This is a genomic window from Quadrisphaera granulorum, from assembly GCF_003149145.1.
Lineage (GTDB): Bacteria > Actinomycetota > Actinomycetes > Actinomycetales > Quadrisphaeraceae > Quadrisphaera > Quadrisphaera granulorum.
In genome coordinates, this window is record NZ_QGDQ01000013.1 from 50,102 (window position 1) to 74,190 (window position 24,089).

A 24,089-nucleotide genomic window follows, 5' to 3' on the forward strand; every position below is an offset into this window, starting at 1 on the left:
CCACGGGCCGGCCTGCGGGTCAGCGGGCCGTCACCAGGCTGGTCAGCGGGACGCGCCGACCACCAGCGGCGCGTTGTCGATGAGCCGGGTGGGCCCGACCCGCGCGGCCACCGCCAGCAGCGCCGGGCCGCGGAAGTGCTCCGGCACGTCGGCGAGGGTGTCGGGGTCGACGAGCGCCAGGTAGTCGACACGCGCCAGCGGCTCGCGCACCAGCACGTCGCGGGCGGCGCGGCGCACGGCGCTGGCGCCCTCCGGTGCGGCCCGCTCCCCCGCGGCCAGCGCCCGTGACAGCACCAGGGCCACCTCCCGGTCGAGCGGAGACAGGTGCGCGTTGCGACTCGACAGGGCCAGCCCGTCGGGGTCGCGCACGGTCGGCACGGACACCACCTCCACCCCCAGGTCGAGGTCGCGCACCATGCGCCGCACGAGCAGCAGCTGCTGGGCGTCCTTCTGCCCGAACAGCGCGACGTCGGGGCGGACCAGGTGCATGAGCTTGGCCACCACCGTGAGCACCCCGTCGAAGTGCCCCGGCCGCGCGGCACCCTCGAGCACGGTGCCCAGCTCCCCGGAGGACACCCGGACCGCCGGGTCGCCGTCGGGGTAGACCACGTCGGGCGACGGCGCGAACACGACGTCGGCGCCGACGTCGCCGAGCAGGGCCAGGTCGGCGTCGAGCGTGCGCGGGTAGCGCGCGAGGTCGGCGCCGGCCCCGAACTGCAGCGGATTGAGGAAGATCGTCACGACGACGCTCGCCGCACGCTCGCGGGCGACCTCCACGAGCGCCGCGTGGCCGGCGTGCAGTGCCCCCATGGTCATGACGACGGCGACCGGCCCGGGCAGCTCGGCCCGGGCCGCCGCCAGCTCGGCGCGCGTGCGCACGAGCAGGGGGGCGCCGTCGCGGGAGACGGCGCCGGGCTGGGCCGTGTGCTGGGCCGTGTGGTCGGTTGCGCGGGCCGCTGCGGGTGTGGTCATCGGGTCTCTCCGCTCTCGAGGGCGTCGGCGACGTCGTCGGCGGCCAGGCCGGTCAGCCGGCCGTCGGCGCGGGCGCGCGCTGCGGTGGCCTGGGCCAGGGCGAGGTGGGTGGCGGGCACGTCGAACCCGATGGCGCCCTCGCTGGCGGCCTCCGCCAGCACGGCGCGGTGGGTGCGCAGGGTGCCGGCGTCGCCGCGCGCCACGGGGCCGGTGAGCGCACCGTCGCCGGAGCGCAGGGCGCCGTCGAGCGCCGCCTGCAGGAGGGGGCCGAGCACCCGGTCGGGGCGCTCCAGCCCTGCCGCGCGCAGGACCTCGGCGGCCTGCGCCACGAGCGTCACGAGGTGGTTGCTGCCGTGGGACAGGGCCGCGTGGTAGAGACCACGGTCGGCCTCCTCGACCACCACCGGCTCGGCGCCGATCTCCACCACGAGCGCCTGCGCCACCGGCAGCACCGGCGCCGCGGCCGTCACGCCCACCACGGCATCGGCCAGGCGCGCCAGGTCGAGGCTGGTGCCGCTGAACGTCATGGCCGGGTGCAGGGCCAGCGGGATCGCCCCCGCGGCGCGCGCGGGCTCGAGCACCGCGGTGCCGTGCCGGCCGCTGGTGTGCACCACGAGCTGTCCCGCCTGCCAGCTGCCGGTGGCCGCCAGGCCCGCGACCAGGTCACCCAGGACGTCGTCCGGGACGGCGAGCAGCACGAGCTCCGCGCGCTCAACCACCTCCGGCACCTCCAGCACCGGCACCCCCGGCAGCAGCACCGCGGCGCGCTCGCGGCTGGCCTCGGACACCGCCGAGACCCCGACCACCGCGTGGCCGGCGGCGCGCAGGGCCGCGCCCAGCACGGCACCGACCCGACCGGCACCCACGACGCCGACGCCCAGGCGGCCCGGGGCAGGACGGCGGCGGGCGCGGCGACCTGCGTCGTCGTCGTCGAGCACCCCTCGAGCCTACGGTCGGGCCAGCGGCGGGCCTGCTGCGGCTAGGGTCGCCGACGTGGGACGGCACGAGCGCGTGGCCGAGCTGGCACGCCTGGACGTCGAGGGGCTCGTCGTGGCCGACATCGGCTGCGGCAGCGGCCGCACGGTGCGGGCGCTGCTCGACGCGGCGCCGGGCCGGCATGCCCCGAGACTCGTCCACGCGCTCGACCACGTCTCCGCCCTCGACGACGACCTGCTCGCCGACGCCCGCGTGCGCAGCCGCATCACCGACCTCGACGGGCCGCTGCCGTGGCGCGACGGCGAACTCGACCGGGTGGTCTCGCTCAACACCGCCGAGCACCTGGGCGACCCGGTCGCTCACCTCGCCGAGGTGCACCGCGTGCTGCGCCCCGGAGGCCTGTGCGTGCTCGCGCACTCCGACTGGGACACCGCGCTGTTCACCAGCACCGATGACCAGCTCACCCGCACCCTCGTGGACAGGTTCACCGCCGCCGCGCACGGGCCAGGCCGCTCCGACGGCTTCATGGGCCGCAAGCTGCTGGCGCTCGCGGCGACCGCCGCGCGCCGCGGAGCGGGGTGGACCGTGGAGACCGCGACGTCGTGGGCTGACCCGCACCGGCGGTTCGACCAGGGGTCGCTGGCGTGGAAGGTCGCCACCGGCGTCCTGGCCTCCGCTCAGAGCGACCCGGTGCTCGCCGCGCGCGCCGCGGGCTGGATGGAAGAGCTGCGGGGGCTGGCGGCGGCGGGCCAGTTCCTATTCACGGTGACCGACGTCGCCGTCGTCCTGCGCCGCGACGACAGCTAGCCCGAGCTAGCCCGCCTGCTCCATCCACCGCTCCGGGCCAGCCGCGGCACGGGCGGTGCGGGCGCGGAGGGCCTGCTCGTCGAGCAGCGCGACCGCCTGCTCCTGGGTGAGGTGCTCCGCACGCGGGCGGACCGGCCCCGGCGTCGAGTGCAGCGCCAGCGTGGCCAGGCCCAGGCGCCGCTGCAGAGGGCCCTGCTCCACCGCGAGCGACTGCGTGCGCGCATGCGGGACGACGTCGAGCTCGCGGCGCAGCCGGCCGCTGCGCAGGAGCAGCGCGTGCTCGGTGACCAGCGCACCGCGGCGCCGCCAGGAGACGGGGTCGACCCAGCGGGCGGCGCGCGGCGCGACGAGCCAGCCGCCGTCGGGGGACGTGCCGCGCAGGCCCTCGTCGAGGCCCCAGTTCTGGCCCGAGTTCTGGCCCACACTCAGGCCAGCGTTGAGGCCGGGGGCGTGGAGATCGTCATGGAGGGCCGGTAGGACGAGGGACAGCACGCGGCGCACCTCGTCGACGCTGGCCACCGGCAGCAGGGTGCTGGCGTCCTGGCTCTGCTCGCCCTCCCCCGCGAAGCCCGCGACGTTGACCTGCACCCGCCACCACCCGAAGGCGCGCCACAGCAGCGGCTGGCTGAGGCGTACCGCTTGCACGCGCCCGGGGGGCACGGTCTGGGTGCGGCTCTCCAGCAGCCCCGAGCGCAGCCGGACCCCGTCCGGCGAGGTGGCCACCCGCCAGTTGGCGCTCCGGGACAGCGACGTCCACACGCTGCCGGCAACGCCGATCAGGGGTGCCGCGGCCCCGAAGGCCACGCCGAGTTCCTGCGTGGTCACCACCCCGACGACGACGCCGACGGCCAGCACGACGAGCGTCACCGTGGCGCCGGACAGTGCCACCGAACCGGCGACCCTCCCGAAGGGCACCTCCACCACCTGCTGCTCGGGGGCCTCGGGGGCGGCGTCGCCCTCGAAGTCCAGCCCCGCCGAGCGCGCCAGGAGGAGGTTGCGCAGTCGCTGGGCGTCCGCCTCGCGCAGGTACGCGAGCCGCACCTGGGAGCCCGCGCCGCCGGCCACCTCCACGCGCAGCTCCGCGAAGCCCAGTAGCCGGGCCACGAGCGGCTGCACGACGTCGACGGCCTGCAGCCTGTCGAGCCTCGCGACCCGCTGCCGCTTGGCGATGACGCCGCTGTGCAGGCGCACCGCTTCGTCGTCCACCGTGAAGCGGGTCGCGCGCCAGGACAGCGCCGACAGGGCCACCGCCAGGACGACGCACGCCGCCAGAGCCCCCACCGCGATGAGCAGCTCGACGTGGCCGGGAAGCCCCCGGTCCGCGAAGGCGCTACGGCCGCGCTCCTGGGCGTAGAGGAACAGCAGCAGAACGAGCACACGCCAGCTCCGCAGGACCGGCGTGATCGGGTGGAGACGCTCCCAGCGGGACGTCTCAGGGCTGCTCACAGCCCCGCCAGGCGCGCCTCGCCGCGGCGGGAGAGCCTGTCGCGCAGGCGCGCCGCCTCCTCGGGCGGCAGCCCCGGGATCGTGGCATCGCTGCTGGCCGACGCCGTGTGCAACTGCACGGTGGCGATGCGCAGCCACCGCTCCAGCGGCCCCGCGGACACGTCGACGTACTGCATCCGCCCATAGGGCACCACCGACAGGGAGCGGAAGAGGATGCCGCGCCGGACGAGCAGATCGTCCTCGCGTTCGGCGTAGCCGATGGCTCTCACCTGACGCCCCACCAACCACCACTGCCAGGCGCCCAGCGCGAACAGCGCCGCGCCCGCCGCGATCCACCACGGTGACCACCACAGCGTGGCCACCACCGCGACAACCACCAGAGACACCACAGTCCCCGCGGTCGAGACGACGCGACGAGCGACGACCAACCGCGGGGACACCGACGTCCACTCCACGCCGGGCAGGTCGAACGGGCTGCTCACCCCACCAGCGTCCTCCCCGTTCGTTCGAGGACGCCAGACGGGTGCCCCCCGTCAGGCGGCAGGCGCCGTCGCCCGAAAGGACCCGGTGTCCGGGCCGGTGCCCACGCTCCACAGCCGCTGCAGCTGGGCGATCTCCAGGGCTCTCTGCTCCGGAGCGACGAGGGAGGTCGGCGAGCTGACGTGGACCTCCACCTCGCCGTCCTGCGCACCGATCCGGACCAGCACCTCGGGACGACCGACGACGACGTCGAGGTGGCGGGTGTCGGCGACGGCTGCCACGCGCTCGTCGTCGTCGCCGTCATCCTGGTGGTCCGCCTCGGCCTCGGCGGCGCTGCGCGGCGCCGGGATGAGGGCGGGCAGGATGGCGGCGGCCGCCGCGGGGCCGGTCAGGGTGGCCTCGGCGCGCGCCACCGGCGCCACCGCCAGGGCGCGGAACGCTGCGGGCGAGGGTGCGGCGGCGTCGACGGCGGGGTCGAGTCTGACCAGGGCGTCGTCGTCGTGGAGGACAAGGACGTCGTCACCCGAGGCGGTGCGGGCATCGATCGGAGCAGCGGGCCAGAGCTGCTCGAACCCGGCGACGTGGCGGCCGCGGACACGGCCGCTGCGCGCGCGGTGGCGGGCCCGCAGACCGGAAAGGGTCAGCGGCACGCCGGCGGCAGCGAGGCCGGCGACACCGAGGACGGGGTTCTGAGCGGTGGCGGCGACGGCTGCGACGACGCAGCCGGCGAGAGCGCCCACGGGGACCGTGGTGGCGGTGACAAGGCTGCGCGCGGCCCAGGTGAGGGGGGCGGTGGATGCGCGGTGGCGGGCGGTGGAGGCCATGTGTGAAACATAGGACTCGTGCGCCCCGCAAGGCTCACGACACGCCACGCGTCACTGACATCTCATGAGTCACATCCGCAACGCGGTCGGGCGCGTCGGATTCTGCGCTCCGGCGACCCGACTGGGTAGACCCACGCCACTCCCTCAATGGCACCGGGTGGCCCCGTGCCAGTAGGAGTGGCACAGGGCCACCCCGTGCCCTTCAAGGGAGGGAGACGGAGCGACCGAGGGAAGCCCGGTCAGCCCTTGATGAGGCCCTTGTCCTGCAGGTACGTCTTGGCGACGTCGGCCGGGAGCAGACGCTCGCCGTCGACCTGGCCATTGAGGGCCTTGAGGTCGGCCGTGGTCAGCACCGACGCCAGCTTGTTGAGCGCCTCCGTGAGCCGGGGGTCATTGACGACCTCCTTGCTCACCGCCGGCACGAGGTTGTCGGCAAGCTGGAGCTTCTTGTCGTCCTCCAGCACCACGAGGCCGTACTGGTCGAGCGTCCCAGAGGTCGACGCGACCAGTCCCAGCTGGGCCTCGCCGTTCTGAACGGCCTGCTTGGTAGCGGGTGAGTCGAAGTCCGTCGGCAGGACGGACGAGATCTTGATGCCGTAGGTGCCCTGGAGGCCGGGCTGGCAGAACGGGCGCTGTGGGCACTCCTCGGTGGCGGCCAGCACCACCGGCTGCCCCAGCGCGCCGAGGTCGGACAGGGTCTTGAGGTTGTTCTGGCTCGCGTACTTCTGGGTGACCGCGAAGGCGTTCTGGTCGGCCGCCTTCGCGGGCTCGAGGAGGGTGACGCCCTGCGCGTTGGCCAGCGGTTGCGCCGCGGCCACGGTCGCGGCAGCGTCGTTGGTGGCGATGGGCGCAGCGCTCTTGCCGTTCTTCTGCTGGTTGAGGTACTCGGCGAGCGTCGCGGCGTACTCGGGGACGACGTCGATGTTGCCCTTGGCCAGCTCACCGAAATACACCTCGCGGTTCTTCGAGGTCACGAGCTGGGTCTTGTACCCGGCGCCCTGCAGCAGCTGCGCATAGAGCTGCTCCATGATCGAGGCCTCGGTGAAGTCGGGACCCCCAACGACAATTGTTTGCGTGGCGCCACCGCTGGTGGACGTCGCCGTCGACCCCTGCTGGACGTCGTTCGCGGCGCACGAACTCAGCGCGAGGACCGCACTGGCGACACCGGCGAGCAGGAGGGACGCGCGCGAGCGCGTGCGGAACGAGGTCACGGGTGACCGCCTTCTGTGTCCCGCGACCCGGGATGGGCCGCGCGTGTCGGGCGGAAGCATGCCCGACGGCCGCCGAGGTGCTCGGCGATCCGGCGGCGTGAGCCCCCGCAGCCCGCGCGGTGCTGCGTGCACGGACTGTCAGGCATGGAACCCCATGCCTGACACCTGCGCGCTCCGGGGGTGGGTCACGATGTCGTAACGGCTCGCCGCTGAGCAGTGCGGCGGGCACGGGCCACAGGGTCGGCGCGGTGGCCTGCCCACGCCAGTCCGTACTCCACCACCAGGGCGAAGGCCGCGATGAGCAGCGTGCCGGCCAGCGCGGCGGACAGGTCGATGCCGGCGCTGCCGGTGGCGCGCGTGATGATCCGCCCCAAGCCGCCGAAGGCGAACAGCGCGGCGATGGACGTCGTCGCGACAACCTGGACGGCGGCCTGGCGCACCCCGTTCATGAGCAGCGGTGTGGCCAGCGGCAGCTCGACCCGGCGCAGCACCTCACCCTCCGACATACCCATGCCACGGGCGGCGTCGACGACGCCGCGGTCAACCTCGCGCAGGCCCGTGTAGGCGTTGGTGAGGATCGGGGGGATCGCGAAGAGCGTGAGGCAGAGGATGAGCGTCCACCAGGTGCGCCCGAACCCCGGCACGAGGAGCAGAACGCCGAGCAGCGCGAGCACCGGCACCGCCCGGCCGGCGTTGCCAACCTGCTGGGCCAGCACGCCGCCGCGGCCCGTGTGCCCGAGCCAGACGCCCACGGGCAGCGCCACGAGGCACGCCAGGCCGAGCGCCGCCGCCGAGTACCCGAGGTGCTGGAGGAAGAGCGTCGGAACGCCCGCCTCACCGCGCCAGTTAGCAGGGTCGGCGAACCACGCGGGGATGCCGGTCAGCCAGCCCATCAGCGCACCCCCCGGCGCCACGGGGTCGCCAGCCGCTGGGCGCCGAGCAGCAGCAGGTCGAACGCGACGGCGAGCACCACGCACAGCACCGACGCGGTGAGCACCTGGGCGTTGAAGTTGGAGGAGTAGCCGCTAGTGATGAGGTTGCCCAGGCCCCCGTTGCCGATCACAGCCCCCACCGTCGCAAGCGCCACGGTGGACACCGCCGCCACGCGCAGCCCGGCCATGGCCGCGGGCAGAGCCAACGGAGCCTCGACCCGCCACAGCGTGCGCCAGGACGACAGACCCATGCCGGCTGCGGCATCGCGGACCTCCGGGTCGACGCCGTCCAGGCCTACGAGGATGTTCCGCACGAGGATGGTCAGCGAGTACAGCGCCAGGGCGATGACCACGGTTGTCGACGTCAGACCCGTCATAGGCACGAGCAGGATGAACAGCGCCAGCGACGGGATCGTGTAGATGGCGGTGGTGACGCCCAGCGTCAGGCCCCGCGCCCGCCTCACCCGGTGCGCGAGCACCGCCAGCGGCACCGCCAGCAGCGCTCCAGCAAGCAGGGACACCAGCACGAGGTAGAGGTGCTGCTCGACGGCTTCCAGGAGCACGTCCGCGCGGGTCTGCACGTACAGCGGGCAGATCCAGTCGTTGCGGACCAGGCAGTTGTCGGGGAGGGTCGCGGTGTGGACACCCCCGCTCAGCGAGCCGACCGACAGCAGGTGGGGCGCAGCCGCGGTCAAGGGCACGGCGGGGACGCTACCCCCGGCAGCACCATCCGGCTCGACGGCGTCGAGAAGCGCTACCCGGACGGCACGCTCGCCGTCGGCCACCTCGACCTGGCCATCGAGGCCGGGGAGATGGTGGCCCTCGTCGGCCCCAGCGGCTGCGGGAAGTCGACCACGCTGCGGATGGTCAACCGGCTGATCGAGCCGACCGCCGGGCGCATCGAGATCGGCGGACAGGACGTCACCCGCGTCAATCCGGTGAAGCTGCGCCGCGAGATCGGCTACGTCATCCAGCGCGTCGGGCTGTTCCCCCACCTCACGGTGGCCGCGAACATCGCCACCGTGCCGCAGCTGCTCGGCTGGGACCGCCGGCGCACCAGCGCCCGTGTGGAGGAGATGCTCGAGCTGGTGGGGCTGCCCGCCTCCCAGTACGCCGACAGGTACCCTCACGAGCTGTCCGGCGGTCAGCAGCAGCGCGTGGGGGTGGCGCGGGGGCTCGCGGCCGACCCGCCGGTGCTCCTCATGGACGAACCGTTCGGCGCCGTCGACCCGATCGCCCGCGACCGCCTGCAGGGCGAGTTCCGCAGGATCCAGGCCGAGCTCGGCAAGACCGTGCTCGTGGTCACCCACGACATCGACGAGGCCGTCCGTCTGGCGGACCGCATCGCCGTCTTCAGCCAGGGCGGGAAGCTCGAGCAGTTCGCCGACCCGGCCACCGTGCTCGGGGCACCCGCCAACGAGTTCGTGGCCGACTTCGCCGGCTCCGACCGCGGGCTGCGGCGCCTGGCCGTCACCCCGGTGGACGCGCAAGACCTCGCCCATCCCGCCACGGTGCTTGTCGACGACGACGTCGCGACCGCCCGGACCGCGATGGCCGGTGCCCCCGAGCCGTACGCCGTGGTGCTGGACAGGTCCGGCTCGCTGCGCGGCTGGGTGTCGCTGCGGCACCTCGGCGAAGGCAGGGCAGGCGAACCGACGGGGTCAGACGCGACGCTGGTCGGCGAGCTGGTGCGCCGCTTCGACGAGACGATCAGCGTGGGTGACTCGCTGCGCAAGGGCCTGTCGGAGATCGTCCAGCACGACGCCGGCTGGCTGCCCGTGCTCGACGGAGATCGCTATGTCGGGGTGCTGACGCCCGACGGTGTCTACTCGGCGCTGCGCCGCACGGCGCCGTCGCCGTCAGTGTCGGCGGAACGGGACGACGTCCCCGCCTGACCGCGGTTCCCCCGACCCTGCTGACCCTGCTGCCGGCCCTGCTGCCGGCCCTGCTGGCGGTGGGGCGGCGCGCCAGGACCGGCGGCGTCGTCGTCGGGAGGGAGCCGGCACCAGCGCTCGACCACCACCCCGGCCACGAGCAGCAGCAGGGAGGCGGCCAGGGCCGCCAGCGCCAGGAGCATCCGGTCACGCCGGACCTCGATGTCGAGCATCGGCAGCAGCAGCGCCACGAACCCGCCGTACGCCCCGGCCAGGGCAGCGCCGGTCACACCGGCGGCCTGCGCCAGCACTACAGTGCGCGCCGCACGGAGCGGATCGAGCGGGTGGTCGCGGTGGCCCTGGTTCCAGCGCCGCACCGGCCTCCCCACCGATAGCACCGTCGCGGCCAGCACGAGGAGCAGGACGGGCACGGTCCACGGCATCGGTACGGAAGCGCCGGTGCTGTCGAAGATGTCGAGCGCGGCCCACGTCACCACCCCGGCCACGACGACGACCACGAGCAGCACCCGGGTGCGTAGCGGGCTCACGCGCCACTCCCGGCGTCGCTGGTTGACCCGGTGGCGCGAGCGGCCCCGGAGCGCCAACCGCGCGGGTTGGAGCCGGGCAGGACGATATCGGGCCGGCTGCGCACGTCGGCGACCGCCGACGGGTCGGCGGCAGCGAGCTCGGCGAGCACGTCGGCTACCCGGCCCGCGCCGGGCAGCACGTCATCGGGGGCCAGCCGTGCCCACGGCACGAGCACGAACGCCCGGACGCCGGCGCGCGGGTGCGGCAGCTGCAGCGCCGGGGCGCCGCCGTCGCCGTCATCAGGACCGGGACCGTCCGCAGCGACCAGCACCCCGCAGGTGAGGACGTCGACGTCGAGCGTCCGCGCACCCCATCGCGGTTCCACCGCGCGCACGGCGGCGCCGCGGCCGTGCGCGGCCTCCACCGCGCGGCAGGCGCGCAGGAGGTCGCGCGGTGACAGCGCGCTGCGCAGCCTCACGACGGCGTTGAGGTAGTCGGGCTGAGGCTCCGAGCCCGGCAGGCCCACGGCGGCGGTCTCGACGACACCGGAGACACCGACGACCTCCAGCCCGTCGGTGGCGGCGAGGTCGGCGACGGCCGCGGCGAGCACCGCTGCGCGATCACCGAGGTTGGAACCGAGCGCCACCACCGCGTCGACGGGGCGCGCCGGGGTGGCATCGAGCAGGTCGGCGCGGCGGCGGACCACGGTGATGACGACGTCGTCGAAGGGCACCCCCACGGGCGCCTGCGGCTTGTGGACGGCGACGGCGACGGCGCTCACCCCCGCGTGCGCCAAGCAGGCCGCTGCGACGCGGCCGGCGAGGACCTCGATGAGGTTCACCGGCTCCCCTGAGAGCACGGCGACGACGTCGGCGGCCACCAGGGAGTAGTCGACGGCGTCGCCGAGGTCGTCGGTGACGGCTGCGGTGCGCGTGTCGACGGCGAGGTCGATGTCGGCGATGAAGACCTGCCCGAGTTCACGCTCGGCGTCCAGTACGCCGTGGCGACCGCGGGCGCGCAGGCCACGCAGCGAGACGACGTCACCGGCCAGCTCACCACTGAGGAGCCCGCTCACGCCGTCGCCCCCCAGCGAGCGGCGACACGCACGGCGTCGGCGCTGCCGCGCACCGCGTGCACACGCACGCCCCACGCCCCGGCAGCAGCGGCCAGGGCAGTCACCGCGGTGGTGGCGTCATCGCGCTCGTCCGCGGGGCGCCCGTCGAGAAGTGCCCCGAGGAACCGCTTGCGGGAGGCGCCGACGAGCACGCGGCCCCAGGCGGCCACGAGCTCGGGCAGCGCGGCCAGGAGTGCCCAGTCATGCTCGGCGCGCTTGGCGAAGCCGAGGCCCGGGTCGGCCACGAGCTGGTCGGGCTGGGCGCCGGCCGCCACGAAGGCCGCCAGGCGGGCGTCCAGCTCGGCGCGGACCTGCGCGACGACGTCGTCGTAGGTGGCGAGGTCGTTCATGGTGGCGGAGTGGCCGCGCCAGTGGCCGACCACGCAGGTGGCGCCGGTGGCGGCAACCAGCGGGGCCATGGCCGGGTCGGCCTGGCCGCCGCTGACGTCGTTCACGATGAGCGCCCCCGCTTCCAGCGCCGCGGCGGCCACGCTCGCGCGCATGGTGTCGATGCTGACCACCACGCCCTGAGCGGCCAGGCCGGAGACCACGGGCAGCACCCGCGCCAGCTCCTCAGCCTCCTCGACGCGCGCGGCGCCGGGCCGCGTGGACTCACCGCCGACGTCGACGACGTCGGCGCCGTCGGCCACCAGGGCCAGACCGTGGGCCACGGCGGCGTCGGAGGCGAGGTGCAGGCCGCCGTCGCTGAAGGAGTCGGGCGTGGTGTTGACGACGCCCCACACGAGGGTCCGGTCGGTGTTCGACAGCAGAGTCGGCGGCGTCGGGTGGGTCGTCGCTGGGGTGGTCACGGGACCCTCAGCGGCCCAGGACGAGGGTCAGCGCCTCCGCGCGGGTGGCGGCGTCGCGCATGCCACCGCGCACGGCCGAGGTCCTCGTCCGTGCCCCGGGTGCCCGTACCCCACGCACGGACATGCACAGGTGCTCACAGTCGACGACGACGAGCACGCCGCGGGCGTGGAGGTGCTCCACGAGGGCGTCTGCCACCTGCGTCGTGAGTCGCTCCTGCACCTGCGGGCGACGGGCGTACACGTCGACGAGGCGGGCCAACTTGGACAGCCCCGTGATGCGGCCGTCGGCGCTCGGCACGTAGGCGACGTGCGCCACCCCCGTGAACGGCAGGAGGTGGTGCTCGCAGACCGAAGAAACCGGGATGTCACGCACGGCGACGATCTCGTCGTGGCCGATGTCGAAGGACGTCGCGAGCACCTCGGCCGGGTCTTGCCGCAGGCCCGCGAACAGCTCCACGCACGCACGGGCCACGCGGTCGGGCGTGGCCTGCAGGCCGTCGCGGTCGGGGTCTTCCCCGATCGCCAGGAGCAGCTCGCGCACCGCAGCGCGAGCCCGCTCGAGGTCTACCGGACCGACGGAACCGACCGCGGCGGCGCCGGGTGCGGGCGCCGCCACGCTCAGGCCTGCGAGCCGGGGTCGGGGCGGAACGGATCGGAGCGGAAGCTCTCGGGAGCCCGCACCCCGCCCGCGAGGTGATCCTCGCCCGCAGCGGCGGCCTCGTCCTGCGGTGCCATCGGCCGTGCGTGCCCGTTCTGGGACGCGGCGATCTCCTTCTTGGACATCACCGGGGGCCGCTGGTCGACGTGGCGACGCTCGCTGGAGAGCCACACCGGACGCAGCGGGCGCTTCTGCACCGGAGCAAACACCTCGGCCAGCTGTTCGGCGTTGAGGGTCTCCTCCTCCAGAAGGCGCGTCACGAGGGTGTCGAGCACCTGGCGGTGCTCCATGAGGATCTCCCACGCTTCGTCGTGGGCGTTCTCGATGAGGCGGCGGACCTCCTCGTCGACGATCGCGGCGACCCCTTCGGAGTAGTCGCGCTCGTGGCCCATGTCGCGTCCGAGGAAGACCTCGCCGCTGCCGCTGCCCAGCTTGATGGCGCCCACACGCTCGCTCATGCCGTACTGCGTGACCATCTTGCGGGCCATGTCGGTGGCCTTCTCGATGTCGTTGCTGGCGCCGGTGGTCGGGTCGTGGAAGACCAGCTCCTCCGCGACGCGACCGCCCAGGGCGTACGCCAGCTGGTCGAGGATCTCGTTGCGAGTGGTGGAGTACTTGTCGTCGACGGGGAGCACCATCGTGTAACCGAGCGCGCGACCGCGCGGGAGGATCGTCACCTTGGTCACCGGGTCGGTGTGCCGCAGCGCCGCAGCCACCAGGGCGTGTCCGCCCTCGTGGTAAGCGGTGATCTTCTTCTCCTTCTCGTTCATCAGCCGGGTCCGCTTCTGCGGTCCGGCGATGACTCTGTCGATCGCCTCGTCGAGCTCGCGGTTGCCGATGACCTGGCCGTTCGTGCGGGCCGTGAGCAGCGCTGCCTCGTTGAGCACGTTGGCCAGGTCGGCACCCGAGAAGCCAGGGGTACGGCGTGCGACGGCGAGCAGGTCGACGTCGGGAGCGACGGGCTTGCCCTTGGCGTGCACCTTGAGGATCTGGTGGCGGCCGTTCATGTCGGGCGCCTCGACGGCGATCTGCCGGTCGAAGCGGCCCGGGCGCAGCAGCGCCGGGTCGAGGATGTCGGGCCGGTTGGTGGCCGCGATGAGGATGACGTTGGTCTTGACGTCGAAGCCGTCCATCTCCACCAGGAGCTGGTTCAGCGTCTGCTCGCGCTCGTCGTGACCGCCGCCCATGCCGGCGCCGCGGTGGCGGCCGACGGCATCGATCTCGTCGACGAAGATGATCGCGGGGGCGTTGTTCTTGGCCTGCTCGAACAGGTCGCGGACGCGGGACGCGCCGACACCGACGAACATCTCCACGAAGTCGGAACCGGAGATCGAGTAGAACGGCACGCCCGCCTCACCCGCGACGGCGCGGGCCAGCAGCGTCTTACCGGTACCGGGCTGGCCGTACAGCAGCACACCCTTGGGAATCTTCGCGCCGACGGCCTGGAACTTGGCCGGCTCGGCGAGGAACTCCTTGATCTCGTGGAGCTCCTCGACGGCTTCCTCGGCGCCTGCGACGTCGGCGAAGGTGACCTTGGGGGCCTCCTTGGAGACGAGCTTGGCGCGGGACTTGCCGAACTGCATGACGCGGCTGCCGCCGCCCTGCATGTTGGCGAAGAGGAACCAGAACAGGACGAGGAACAGCAGGATCGGGAGGACCGTGATGAGGATCGAGCCGAGCACGGAGCCCTTCGGCACCTCGTCGGTCCACTTCGGGGAGTCGGCGGCCACAGCAGTCGCGACCTCGCCGGCGCGGGCGGTGACGTAGTCGAACTGGATCTCCGTCGCGCCGCCTGCAGACTGCAGCGGCTGCTTGAGGTTCAGCTCGACACGCTGGTCACCGTCGATGACCTTCGCCTGCGTGACGTTCTTGTCGGCAAGCTGCTGCAAGCCGATCTGGGTGTCGACAGTTGGCCTGCGGTCGCCCGTGAAGAGCTGGCTGGCGAGGACGAGGAGCAGCAGGGCCCCGACGATCCAGACCGTCGGGCCGCGGAAGAAGCGCCTGGCGTTCATGCGTGGATGAGGGCCGAAGGCCCGTCCTCTCTCCTCTGGCTGGACCGGCGCCCGACCGTACACCGGCGGGGCCTGGAGCCCGGCACCGAAGCGGGGGCTCACCAGCCCAACGGACGAGGGTGTCCGCAATGTTCCACTCGTTCGCCCTCAGCGGACGCCCAGCGAACTATCCCGGATCCCCACCCGGGTATCGACGCTCCAGCTCAGGAGCTGTAGACGTGCTCCGCGAGAGTTCCGACAACACGCAGGTTGCGGTACCTCTCGGCGAAGTCGAGGCCGTAGCCGACGACGAAGGCATTGGGGATGTCGAAGCCGACGTACTTCACGTCGACGGCGACCTTGGCGGCGTCGGGCTTGCGCAGCAGCGCCATCACCTCCACCGACGCCGCACCGCGCGAGCGCAGGTTCGCCACCAGCCACGACAGGGTCAGCCCCGAGTCGATGATGTCCTCGACGATGAGCACGTGGCGGCCCAGGACGTCACGGTCGAGGTCTTTGAGGATCCTCACCACTCCCGAGGACTTGGTGCCGGAGCCGTAGCTCGAGACAGCCATCCAGTCCATCTCAGCGGGGCCATGCAGCGCGCGGGCGAAGTCAGCCATGACCATGACCGCGCCCTTGAGCACGCCCACGAGCAGCAGGTCACGACCGGCGTAGTCGGTGTCGACCTCTGAGGCGATCTCGCCCAGGCGCGTGCGGATCTGCTCCTCGCTGATGAGGACGTCCGCGAGGTCGCGGCCCATGTCCTGGGCGTCCATCAGTCTCCTCCTGGTGCCGAGCGCTGGGGTGCCGCGGGGGCGAGCCGCAGCCTGCCACAGGTCCTTCTGACCTCGACCAGGCCGGGGAGCTGAACGGCTCCCTGACCGCGCCAGGCGACCACCAGTGCATCCACCGCGAGCACGTGAAAGCGCGAGAGCTCGCCTGCGGCCGCGCCGGCGTGCACCGCTGCGGCGCGCAGCGCGCGACGTCGCAGGGCAGCGGGCGCTGCGGCCAGGACGGCGATGTCCAGCTCGCGCTGCGCGTCGTCAGCTGCCGTGAGCACCGCCCGCGCGAGGAGCTCCGCGGCGAGCTGCTCCAGCACCTCGGCGTCTTCCCGCAGCTGGTCAGCCGTGCGGGCCAGCGCAGCGGCAACCCCCGGGCCGAGCTCGTCCTCCAGCACGGGCAGCACGCGGGAGCGCACCCGGGAGCGTGAGTAGGCGGGGTCGGCGTTGGTGGGGTCGTCCCAGGGCCGCAGGCCCAGCGCGGCGCAGGCGGCGCGCGTCGTCGTCCTGGTCACCTCCAGCAGGGGGCGGCGCAGCACCCCCCGGGTGCGGGGCATGCCCGCCAGCGAGCGGGCGCCGGATCCGCGGGCGAGGCCGAGGAGCACCTGCTCGGCCTGGTCGTCGAGGGTGTGGCCGAGCAGCACCGCGGCCGCGCCGCTGCGGCGGGCGGCGGCGTCCAGGGCTGCCAGGCGGGCGTCGCGCGCTGCGGCCTCGGGTCCGTCGGTGCTGCGCCCGACCTGCACGGTGACGACGTCGACGGGGTCCAGCCCCAGCGCGCGGCACCTCGCTGCCGCCTCCTCGGCGATCGCTGCAGACCCCGGTTGGAGGCCATGGTCGACGACGACGGCGCCGGCCCGCCACCGAGCGCGGCCGGGGCCACCGGGTCCGGCGAGCCACCCGGCGGCCGCGGCGAGGGCGAGGGAGTCGGCGCCGCCGCTGCACGCCACGAGCACCAGCGCACCGGCGGGCACGTCGGCGCAGGCGGCACGCACCGCCGAGCGCACCGTGGCGACGGCGGGATCGGGTCCTCTCGCTGTCACTGTCCTCGACTCACGCACGACTCACGCACGGCTCATGGACGGCTCAGCCGTGGACGCGGCGCACCCAGGCGGCCGGGTCGGCCACCTCCTCCGGGCGGGGTAGCGCGGCGGGCGAGCTCCAGACCGCGTTGAACCCTCCGGTGCCGACCCTGGTCACCACACCCCGGACGAAGCGCGCGCCGTCGGCGTACTGGCGCAGCTTGGCCTCCAGGCCCAGCCCGTGGCGCAGGACGACGTCGAGCAGGCCGCGGCTGGAGCTGCGCCGGGCGGTGAAGCGGCGGCGGATGGCGGCCACGGTGGGGACGACGGAGGGGCCGACATCGTCCATGACCACGTCGGCGTGGCCCTCGAGGAGCGCCATCACCGCCGTGACCTCGGCGAGGGCGCGGCGCTGCTCCGCGGTGGTGGCCAGGTCCAGCAGCCCCGCGCCCGACGAGTCACCACCGCCACCCGAGCTCCGGCCGCCGCGCGCCCCCTCGACAGCCCCACGCAGGCCCTGCACCACCGACGCCAGCCGCTCGGCGCCCGACCCCGACCCGCCGAGCACGTCCCCCGACAGCGCCCGGGCCCGCTCGCGCAGGTGGTCCGCGAGCCAGGGCGCCGCGGCGAACTGCACGCGGTGGGTCTCTTCGTGCAGGCACACCCACAGGGCGAAGTCGCGCAGGTCGAGGCCGAGCTCGCGCTGCACGGTGAGCACGTTGGGCGCGACGACGAGGAGGTCTCCGGTCCCCGGGCCTTCACCGAGGGCGTCGTACTGGCCGAGCACGCGGGAGCTGAGCAGCGCGAGCAGCGACCCCAGCTGCAACCCGGTGACCCGGCCGGCCACGCCCAGGCCGCGCAGACGGCCGCTGCCGACACGGGAGCGCCGCTCGTCGACGGCGCGCTCGAGGACGGGCGCCAGAAGGCTCGCGAAGGAGGCGACGTTGGCGCGCGCCCAGGCACCCCGCTCGACGACGCGCACCGGCGGCCCGGCGGGGACGAGCAGCTGGCTCACCCGGGCGACGTGGGGTGGGCACGCGGCCGCGACCTCGCGGATCACGCCGACGACGCGCCGCGCCTCGGCCTCGCTGACCACGGGCCCGGGCCGCACGAGACGGCTGGCGGTACGGGCGGCCAGGTCCCAGTCGACGAGGCGGGTGTCGAGCCGGGTGTCAGGCCCGGTGTCACGGTGCTCCGAGCCGGCCATCCCACCACCGTAGGCGTCAGGTCGTCGCCGCGCCGCAGCCGCAGGTGGCCAGGGCTGCGGCGACGGCGTCGACGGCGTCCCTCGCGGCCGGAGTGGGTCCCGTCGCGTCGGCGAGCACCGCGAACGCCAGCAGGCGCCCGTCGGCGTCGACGACGGTGCCGACGAGGCTGGTCACCCCGGTGAGCGATCCCGTCTTGGCACGCACGAGGCCGGCGGCGCCCGCGGCGCCGGGCTGCCCGAACCGCTCCTCGAGGGTCCCGCTGAGACCGCCGACGGGCAGCGCGGGCAACAGCGGCCGCAGTTCCGGCTCGCGGGCTGCCGCGCTGAGCAGGCTCGTGAACACCGCCGCGGGCACCGCCGAGCCGGAGCCCAGGCCGCTGCCGTCGGCGAGCACCGCACCCGTGGTGTCGACGTCGGCGGCGCTCACGGCGGCCATCACCGCCTGCGCCGAGGACGCGAAGCCGGGCGGCGCCCCGGACGCCGCCCCCACGAGGCGCGCGAGCCCCTCGGCCACGGTGTTGTCGCTCTCGGCCAGGGCCTGGGCCACGACGTCGGCCACCGGGGCCGACCTCACCTCCCCCAGCAGCGCCCCACCGGTGGAGGCAGGTCCGCCGCGCTCCACCGCGGGCGCGACGGTGAAGCCCCGCTGCCCCAGCAGCCCGGCGAACGCGCGGGCGGCGTCCAGCCCGGGGTCGTTGGAGCGGGCGGCGTAGCGCCCGGGGACCAGCCGCCCGGCGTCGATGGCGAGGGAGGTCAGCGGGGCCACGTAGCCCGCGGCGATGTCTCCGGTGCCCCACCCGGCCTCCACCTGCGGTGAGCCGCCGGTGAGGGAGTCGTCGAGGGTCACCGAGACGGTCGACCCCGCGGCAGCGCCGCGCTGGCGCAGGGAGTCGGCGACGGCGTCGGCCAGGTCGGCCAGACCGGCCCGTCCGACCACCGCGTCGGGGTCGCCGCGGCCTGCGGCGAGCAGCTGGTCTCCGCCGCCGACGAGCACCACCTGACCCGGCTGGGCGCCGGCCACCACCCGCGTGGGGATCGTCGCGTCGGGGCCGAGCACCCGCAGCGCCGCCGCCGCGGTGAGCAGCTTGGCCACCGAGGCCGGCTCCTGGGGTGTCGCGGCGCCGTCGTCGAGGAGTACCTGGCCCGTCGTGGCGTCGACGACGCTGGCGGTGGCGCTGCCGCGCAGCGCAGCGGCCCCCAGCAGCGGCCCCACAGCGGCCGCGAGCGCGCCGGGGTCGGGGCGCGGCGCAGCCGGGTCGAGGGCACCCAGCGCCGCCGGCGCGGCGGGCTCGGCGGCCGCGCCGGGCGCCGGAGGTGGGCCGGGCACGGTCGGGGGTGGGCTCAGGGTGAGGACCCCGGGGACGGCGTCCGCGGTGTCGGCGGCGGCATACCCGCTGACCAGCAGCACCGCCGCCAGGGCCGCGGCGGCGGTGCGCGCCCGGGGCCGGCGCTTCGCGCTCGCGGGCTCAGCAGCCGGGGGCTCAGCAGCCGGGGGTGCGGCGGCCGGAGGTGCAGCGGCCGGCGCAGCCTCGGTCGCAGGCACTGCGACGCCGTCGTCGTCGTCCGCCTCCGTCGAGGTGGTGCTCTCGGGTGGTCCTGCCACGGGCTCCTCGTTCCGGGTCACCTGCGTGCGGGACACTACGGCCCAGCGGGCCGCGCACAGCGGACGACCGCGCGGCAGCTGGCCGCGTCGGGGGGCGCACATACCTTGGAGGCAGCCGTGGAGTTCGACGTCACCATCGAGATCCCGCGCGGGTCGCGCAACAAGTACGAGGTCGACCACGTGACGGGTCGCATCAAGCTCGACCGGATGCTCTTCACGGCCACCCGGTACCCGGCCGACTACGGCTTCATCGACGGCACCCTCGGTGAGGACGGCGACCCGCTCGACGCGCTGGTACTGCTCGAGGAGCCCACGTTCCCGGGCTGCGTGGTGCGCTGCCGGGCCATCGGCATGTTCCACATGCGCGACGAGGCCGGCGGCGACGACAAGGTCATGTGCATCCCCGCCGGCGACCCCCGCATGGACCACCTACAGGACCTGCAGGACATCGGCGAGTTCCACCGCCTGGAGATCCAGCACTTCTTCGAGACCTACAAGGACCTCGAGCCCGGCAAGTCCGTCGAGGGCGCCCACTGGGTGGGTCGCGCCGAGGCCGAGGCGGAGATCGAGAACTCGGTCAAGCGCCTGGCCGACCACGACGGACACCTCACGTCGGGCCACGACGCCGGGCAGCGGGCCGACGTGCGCGCCCAGGCCGGGCACGGCGGCCCCCTGATCGGCTGACTGATCCCCTGTTGGATGGCCTAGTTGGATGGCCTAGGGCCTCGGTGGGTCGCCTGATCGGGACTCGCCGGGGTCAGGCCCTTCCGGCCCAGGTCATCGAATTGGCGTAGCGCACCGGCGTCTCGCGGACGTCGAGACCGGTGCGCGGCGCCTCGACCATCATGCCGCCGCCGGCGTAGAAGGCCACGTGGTAGACGGTGGACCAGTCGTCGGGGTCGGTGCCGTAGAAGATGAGGTCCCCGGGGCGCAGGTCGTCGTAGGAGATCTTCGCGACGGCGCGGTACTGCTGCGCTGACGTCCGGGGGATGCTGACGCCCGCGTTCCGATAGGCCACGGACGTCAACCCGGAGCAGTCCCAGCTGTCGGGGCCGGTGGCGCCCCACTCGTAGGGGTCACCGATCTGCGTGCGCGCCCACGCGAGTGCCGCGGCCGCCTCGGAGGAGCTGGCCGAGGAGCCGCCCATCGGCACCGACCCGGCGTCTGACGAGCCCGAGGAGCCCGTCCATCCGGAGGCGGCCGACCCGGCCGACGAGGCGGAGGAACCCGAGGATCGCCCACCGCCCGCGGCGGACGTCGCCTGGCGGCGGGCGCGGTCCGCCCGGGCAGCGGCGTCAGCGCGGGCCGCGGCCTCGGCTGCCAGGCCCGCTTGGCGCTGCGCCGCGAGCGCGGTGCTGATGCCCTGCAGCTGCGCGAGCTGCGACACGAGCTCGGTGCTGCGCGCCTGCGTGGAGGCCATGAGCGCGGTGGCGGCGTCGGCGGCGCTCTGCGCGGCGTCACGGGCGGTCTGCGCGGCCGCTGCGGCCTGCTGCTGCTGGTCCAGCGCCTGCTGCGACTGCACCTGCAGCAGCTCGGCCACGGACTCCGCCGCGCGCAGCTGGTCGTAGGTGCGGTCGGTGCGATCTCCGACGACGTCGAGGAGCGCCGCCCGGTCGAGGAGGTCCTGAGGGCCGCCGGCGGACATGAACGCCGACACGCGCTCCAGGGCGTCGCCGCCGCTGCGGTAGCTGCCTGCGGCGAGGCGGCCCACCGCGGCGCGGGCGTCCTCGGCGCGCTGCTGGGCCTGGGCGGTGGCGAGGACGGCGGTGCGGGCCGCTTCTGTGCGGGCGGCGAGTTCTTCCTGCGCGGCGTCGTAGGCCTCGGCGGCGACAGCGGCCTTCACCTGCGCCGCGTCGAGGGCCGCGGCGGCCGTGGCCAGCTCGGCCTGCACCGCGGCGACCTGCGTCGCCTTGTCCCCCGCGGCGGCGCGCGCGGCGTCGACCTCGGCCTGGCTCGGGGTCCGCGGGGAGGCCGCGGCGGGGGTGACGTCCGCGGCGATGGGCTGCAGGGTGAGCACCAACCCGGTGGCGAGCAGGGCCCCGGCGGCGCGGCGCGCTGCCGCGCGGGCCCCCGGTGAGCCGTGCTCGGGCGTGGTTCGGTGCACGTCGGACCATCGGTGTCCCCAGGGAACCGCTTGAGCCGTGTGCCCCGAACGCCACCCGGTCTGAGCAGCCGGCGGACCGCCTGCTGTTCGGACCGGGTGGCGCTCAGCAGCAGGTCAGCGGCTGGTCAGCGCGCTGATGAGCGGCTGGTCAGCGGGCCGGTGGGTCGTCGTCGTCGGTCTCCGGGGAGTCGGCCCCTTCGGCGGCGGCCGGTAGCGCGTTGAAGCGCCCGAGCAGCCCCGCGAGCAGCTCGACGTCGTCGTCGGTCCATCCCGAGAGCCGCTCGAGGAAGTGGGCGCGCCGCAGCTCTTGCACGCGCTCGACCTGCTCGGTGCCCGTGGGGGTCAGGGTGACCACCTGGGCGCGGGCGTCCTGGCTGTCGCGCGAGCGCTCGATGAGTCCCAGGCGCTCCAGCGTGGCCAGCTGCCGCGACACCGTCGGCTTGCCGATGCCGAGGTAGCTCGCGAGGTCGGTGGCGCGTGCGCCTCCCTGGGCCTTGACACGGAGCAGCAGGCCGTAGGCCCCTGGTTCCAGGTCGGGGTGCAGGTCGCGCGCCAGCTGTCCGGAGATCCCCCGGGCGCGGCGCAGGAGTACGGCGAGCTCGTGCTCGAGGTGCTCAGCAGCTCCACGGGTCACCATGCACCGATCATGTCAGGAGGCTGAAGACGCCAACGGGACTGGTCCGCGACCCGTAAGTGAGGTTAGCCTGCCCTTCATGGACGCCCCCACCTTCCGGACCTTCGCCGTGGAGGTCACCAGCGTGCGCCGGCTGTGCCCGAGCTTCGTGCGGGTCACCTTCGGGAGTGACGACCTCGTGGACTTCGGGGCCTGCGGGGCCGACCAGCGCATCAAGGTGGTGCTGCCTGCCCCCGGGACCACCGCCGACGAGCTCGTCGAGACCTGTCGGGGCTGGGGTGAGCAGTGGTACCCGCAGTGGCTGCGGGCGCCCGCCGAGCACCGTCCCCTGCTGCGCACCTACACGGTGCGCGCGGCGCGACCCTCGCGCGGGGAGGTCGACGTCGACTTCGTGCTCCACGGCACCGGTGGGGCCTTGGACGGCAGCGCGGGCAGCGGTCCGGCATCGCGGTGGGCGGCCGGCGCCCGGGTAGGAGACCGACTGGTGGTCGTGGGGCCCGACCGCCCCGGCGAGGGCCGCGCCTGGGGGCGCGAGTGGGCGCCGCCGCCCGGGGGTCGACTGTTGCTCGTGGGTGACGAGACCGCTGTGCCCGCCGCGTGCGCGGTGCTGGAGGCCCTGGAGCCCGAGGCTGCGCGGCGGACGGTGGCGCTGCTCGAGGTGCCCTGCCCCGAGGACGCGCTCCAGCCGGTGGCTTCCGGCGGTGCGCAGGTGCGCTGGCTGCCCCGTCGCGGCCCCGCCGGCGAGGTCGCCCACGGGTCGCTGCTGGTCAACGCCGTGGCCTCGCTCATCGCGGGCGAGGCGCCGTCGCCGCTTCCGCTACTGCACGCGGGGGCCGGCGAACCTGACGACAGCGACCTCGAGATCCTCTGGGACGTCCCGGAGGCAGTGAGCAGCGGTGACCTCTACGCCTGGGTGGCCGGTGAGGCCGGCCTGGTGCGCGACGTGCGCCGCCTGGTCCGGTCAGCCGGGCTCCCCCGCACCTCGCTGGCAGCCATGGGCTACTGGCGCGCGGGACACTCCGACGCCGCCTGACGTCACTCCATGACGGGCTGGATGGCGGGCGTCATGACAGGCTCGGCCGCGGGGCCCGACTCCTCCAGCGGCGCCGTCGGCGCGTGGAGCGGATCGCCCTGGTAGCTGAGGGTGCGCCAGCCCTGGTCGGGGCTGCCCTCGACGACGACGACGCCGGTGTTCAGCAGCGGGTTCGACGCGGCGAACGCGGCGCCGACCCCGGCCCGCGCCGCGACCCAGACGCGGATGGCGCCACCATGACTCACCGCGACGGCCGCGCCGTCCGGAGCGACCGATGCCGCGACGGCGGCGACGCCGGCGTCCAGGCGCTCGAGCACCTCGCGCCCCGTCGGGCCGCCGGGGAGGTGGGCCTCGAGGTCTCCGTCGGCCCAGGTGAAGGCCACCCGCAGGTACTCGCGGACCGACAGCTCGTCGGTGCGGCCTTCGAGGTCTCCGGCGTCGAGCTCGCGCAGACCGCCGTGCACCTGGACGGCGAGGCCGCGGTCGTGGGCGAGCGGCGTGGCGGTGAGCTGCGCGCGCGCAGCGCTGGAGGCCCACAGGGCATCGATGCGCTCGCCGCGCAGCGTCTCGACGAGGGCGCGGGCCTGCTCCTCGCCCAGCGGGGTGAGCCCCGGCCCGGGGATCTTCGTGTCGAGCTTGTGCACGAGGTTGGACGGGGTCTGGCCGTGGCGGACGAGGATCAGCCTCACGCGTCGACCCTCCCACGGGCCTCGTGGGCCGCGCGCGCGGCCACCACCTCCGGGACGGCGTCCTCGAGCACCTCCACGAGCGCGTGCAGCCGCTGGGCGATCCGCAGGCCGAGCGGCGTGAGCGTGTACTCGACGTGCGGGGGGATGCTCGAGACGACCTCGCGGACCACGAGCCCGTCGCGCTCGAGGGCCTGCAACGTCTGCGACAGCATCTTCTCGCTGACGCCGTCGACGCGGCGGCGCAGCGCGCCGAAGCGCGCGGTGCCGTCAGCCAGGGCCAGCACGGCGAGGGTGCCCCAGCGGCCGGTGACGTCGGCCAGGAGCGAGCGCGAAGGGCAGGCGCGCGCGAAGACGTCGATGACGAACTGCTGGTCGTCCAGCTCGTCGGTGGGCCGCGCGGGCGTCGCGTCGTCGTCCTCGGGGGCACTGGTCACCC

25 protein-coding genes are annotated in these 24,089 nt (G+C 74.6%); 4 read left to right on the forward strand and 21 right to left on the reverse strand.

What is annotated here, in order from left to right; genetic code table 11:
• Positions 1 to 42: 42 nt before the first annotated feature.
• On the reverse strand, positions 43 to 972 hold the full coding sequence (panC, locus tag BXY45_RS11530) for a pantoate--beta-alanine ligase (RefSeq protein WP_109774647.1): 930 nt from the start codon (positions 970 to 972) through the stop codon (positions 43 to 45).
• Entirely contained in the window at positions 969 to 1,910 is a 942-nt protein-coding gene (locus BXY45_RS11535; RefSeq protein ID WP_109774648.1) for a Rossmann-like and DUF2520 domain-containing protein, read from the reverse strand. Before BXY45_RS11535 ends, panC begins: the two co-directional genes overlap by 4 nt.
• A 55-nt stretch (positions 1,911 to 1,965) precedes the next feature.
• Here BXY45_RS11535 and BXY45_RS11540 point away from each other — a divergent pair, with 55 nt between their 5' ends.
• Positions 1,966 to 2,715, forward strand: coding sequence for a methyltransferase domain-containing protein (locus BXY45_RS11540; protein WP_109774649.1), 750 nt, complete (start codon positions 1,966 to 1,968; stop codon positions 2,713 to 2,715).
• A gap of 6 nt (positions 2,716 to 2,721) precedes the next feature.
• On the opposite strand, the gene BXY45_RS11545 is transcribed toward BXY45_RS11540, so the two are convergent.
• The 6 genes from BXY45_RS11545 to BXY45_RS11570 form a co-directional block, all read right to left on the reverse strand.
• Positions 2,722 to 4,161, reverse strand: a complete 1,440-nt coding sequence (locus tag BXY45_RS11545; RefSeq protein WP_109774650.1) for a PH domain-containing protein — start codon at positions 4,159 to 4,161, stop codon at positions 2,722 to 2,724.
• Positions 4,158 to 4,643 (reverse strand): PH domain-containing protein, encoded by a 486-nt coding sequence (locus tag BXY45_RS11550; protein ID WP_109774651.1) that lies wholly within the window; start codon positions 4,641 to 4,643, stop codon positions 4,158 to 4,160. The genes BXY45_RS11545 and BXY45_RS11550 overlap by 4 nt, the downstream gene beginning before the upstream one ends.
• 51 nt (positions 4,644 to 4,694) lie before the next feature.
• A complete protein-coding gene (locus BXY45_RS11555) occupies positions 4,695 to 5,465 on the reverse strand; it encodes a hypothetical protein (RefSeq protein WP_109774652.1) in 771 nt (256 codons plus the stop codon).
• Between the two features lie 239 nt (positions 5,466 to 5,704).
• Complete coding sequence (locus BXY45_RS11560; protein ID WP_211319480.1) at positions 5,705 to 6,676, reverse strand: ABC transporter substrate-binding protein; 972 nt, start codon at positions 6,674 to 6,676, stop codon at positions 5,705 to 5,707.
• 185 nt (positions 6,677 to 6,861) lie between these two features.
• Complete coding sequence (locus BXY45_RS11565; RefSeq protein WP_109774654.1) at positions 6,862 to 7,569, reverse strand: ABC transporter permease; 708 nt, start codon at positions 7,567 to 7,569, stop codon at positions 6,862 to 6,864.
• The gene (locus BXY45_RS11570) at positions 7,569 to 8,264 is read right to left on the reverse strand and encodes an ABC transporter permease subunit (RefSeq protein ID WP_109774714.1); all 696 of its coding nucleotides are present in this window, start codon (positions 8,262 to 8,264) and stop codon (positions 7,569 to 7,571) included. Before BXY45_RS11570 ends, BXY45_RS11565 begins: the two co-directional genes overlap by 1 nt.
• An 18-nt stretch (positions 8,265 to 8,282) precedes the next feature.
• Between BXY45_RS11570 and BXY45_RS11575 the strand changes: the two genes are divergently transcribed.
• Positions 8,283 to 9,503, forward strand: coding sequence for an ABC transporter ATP-binding protein (locus tag BXY45_RS11575; protein ID WP_109774715.1), 1,221 nt, complete (start codon positions 8,283 to 8,285; stop codon positions 9,501 to 9,503).
• Here BXY45_RS11575 and BXY45_RS11580 read toward each other — a convergent pair.
• The 9 genes from BXY45_RS11580 to dacB all read right to left on the reverse strand — a co-directional run bounded on the left by BXY45_RS11580 (position 9,434) and on the right by dacB (position 19,193).
• Positions 9,434 to 10,030: a DUF3180 family protein gene (locus tag BXY45_RS11580; RefSeq protein WP_170131465.1), complete on the reverse strand. Its 597-nt coding sequence runs from the start codon at positions 10,028 to 10,030 to the stop codon at positions 9,434 to 9,436. The genes BXY45_RS11575 and BXY45_RS11580 overlap by 70 nt on opposite strands.
• Entirely contained in the window at positions 10,027 to 11,085 is a 1,059-nt protein-coding gene (folK, locus tag BXY45_RS24210; protein WP_109774656.1) for a 2-amino-4-hydroxy-6-hydroxymethyldihydropteridine diphosphokinase, read from the reverse strand. Before folK ends, BXY45_RS11580 begins: the two co-directional genes overlap by 4 nt.
• On the reverse strand, positions 11,082 to 11,933 hold the full coding sequence (folP, locus tag BXY45_RS11590) for a dihydropteroate synthase (protein WP_245961768.1): 852 nt from the start codon (positions 11,931 to 11,933) through the stop codon (positions 11,082 to 11,084). The genes folK and folP overlap by 4 nt, the downstream gene beginning before the upstream one ends.
• Before the next feature lie 7 nt (positions 11,934 to 11,940).
• Positions 11,941 to 12,549 carry a GTP cyclohydrolase I FolE gene (gene folE / locus BXY45_RS11595; RefSeq protein WP_211319482.1) on the reverse strand — a complete coding sequence of 203 codons (609 nt, stop codon included), beginning with the start codon at positions 12,547 to 12,549 and terminating at the stop codon, positions 11,941 to 11,943.
• A gap of 2 nt (positions 12,550 to 12,551) precedes the next feature.
• Positions 12,552 to 14,603, reverse strand: coding sequence for an ATP-dependent zinc metalloprotease FtsH (gene ftsH, locus BXY45_RS11600; protein ID WP_109774657.1), 2,052 nt, complete (start codon positions 14,601 to 14,603; stop codon positions 12,552 to 12,554).
• Between the two features lie 203 nt (positions 14,604 to 14,806).
• Positions 14,807 to 15,361 carry a hypoxanthine phosphoribosyltransferase gene (gene hpt, locus BXY45_RS11605; RefSeq protein WP_109774658.1) on the reverse strand — a complete coding sequence of 185 codons (555 nt, stop codon included), beginning with the start codon at positions 15,359 to 15,361 and terminating at the stop codon, positions 14,807 to 14,809.
• Positions 15,361 to 16,404, reverse strand: a complete 1,044-nt coding sequence (tilS, locus tag BXY45_RS11610) for a tRNA lysidine(34) synthetase TilS (protein WP_109774659.1) — start codon at positions 16,402 to 16,404, stop codon at positions 15,361 to 15,363. The genes hpt and tilS overlap by 1 nt, the downstream gene beginning before the upstream one ends.
• Before the next feature lie 43 nt (positions 16,405 to 16,447).
• A complete protein-coding gene (locus BXY45_RS11615; protein ID WP_109774660.1) occupies positions 16,448 to 17,590 on the reverse strand; it encodes a zinc-dependent metalloprotease in 1,143 nt (380 codons plus the stop codon).
• 16 nt (positions 17,591 to 17,606) lie between these two features.
• Positions 17,607 to 19,193 (reverse strand): D-alanyl-D-alanine carboxypeptidase/D-alanyl-D-alanine endopeptidase, encoded by a 1,587-nt coding sequence (gene dacB, locus BXY45_RS11620; RefSeq protein WP_146211166.1) that lies wholly within the window; start codon positions 19,191 to 19,193, stop codon positions 17,607 to 17,609.
• 117 nt (positions 19,194 to 19,310) lie between these two features.
• Here dacB and BXY45_RS11625 point away from each other — a divergent pair, with 117 nt between their 5' ends.
• Positions 19,311 to 19,877, forward strand: coding sequence for an inorganic diphosphatase (locus tag BXY45_RS11625; protein ID WP_109774662.1), 567 nt, complete (start codon positions 19,311 to 19,313; stop codon positions 19,875 to 19,877).
• Positions 19,878 to 19,950: 73 nt separating this feature from the next.
• On the opposite strand, the gene BXY45_RS11630 is transcribed toward BXY45_RS11625, so the two are convergent.
• The gene (locus tag BXY45_RS11630) at positions 19,951 to 21,297 is read right to left on the reverse strand and encodes a C40 family peptidase (RefSeq protein WP_109774663.1); all 1,347 of its coding nucleotides are present in this window, start codon (positions 21,295 to 21,297) and stop codon (positions 19,951 to 19,953) included.
• A 148-nt stretch (positions 21,298 to 21,445) separates the two neighbouring features.
• Positions 21,446 to 21,934 (reverse strand): MarR family winged helix-turn-helix transcriptional regulator, encoded by a 489-nt coding sequence (locus BXY45_RS11635; protein WP_109774664.1) that lies wholly within the window; start codon positions 21,932 to 21,934, stop codon positions 21,446 to 21,448.
• Between the two features lie 76 nt (positions 21,935 to 22,010).
• Between BXY45_RS11635 and BXY45_RS11640 the strand changes: the two genes are divergently transcribed.
• The gene (locus tag BXY45_RS11640) at positions 22,011 to 22,964 is read left to right on the forward strand and encodes a siderophore-interacting protein (protein ID WP_109774665.1); all 954 of its coding nucleotides are present in this window, start codon (positions 22,011 to 22,013) and stop codon (positions 22,962 to 22,964) included.
• 2 nt (positions 22,965 to 22,966) lie between these two features.
• On the opposite strand, the gene BXY45_RS11645 is transcribed toward BXY45_RS11640, so the two are convergent.
• Together BXY45_RS11645 and BXY45_RS11650 are read right to left on the reverse strand one after the other, a co-directional pair.
• Positions 22,967 to 23,653 (reverse strand): histidine phosphatase family protein, encoded by a 687-nt coding sequence (locus BXY45_RS11645; RefSeq protein WP_109774666.1) that lies wholly within the window; start codon positions 23,651 to 23,653, stop codon positions 22,967 to 22,969.
• Positions 23,650 to 24,087 (reverse strand): winged helix-turn-helix transcriptional regulator, encoded by a 438-nt coding sequence (locus tag BXY45_RS11650; RefSeq protein ID WP_245961769.1) that lies wholly within the window; start codon positions 24,085 to 24,087, stop codon positions 23,650 to 23,652. The genes BXY45_RS11645 and BXY45_RS11650 overlap by 4 nt, the downstream gene beginning before the upstream one ends.
• Positions 24,088 to 24,089: the final 2 nt, after the last annotated feature.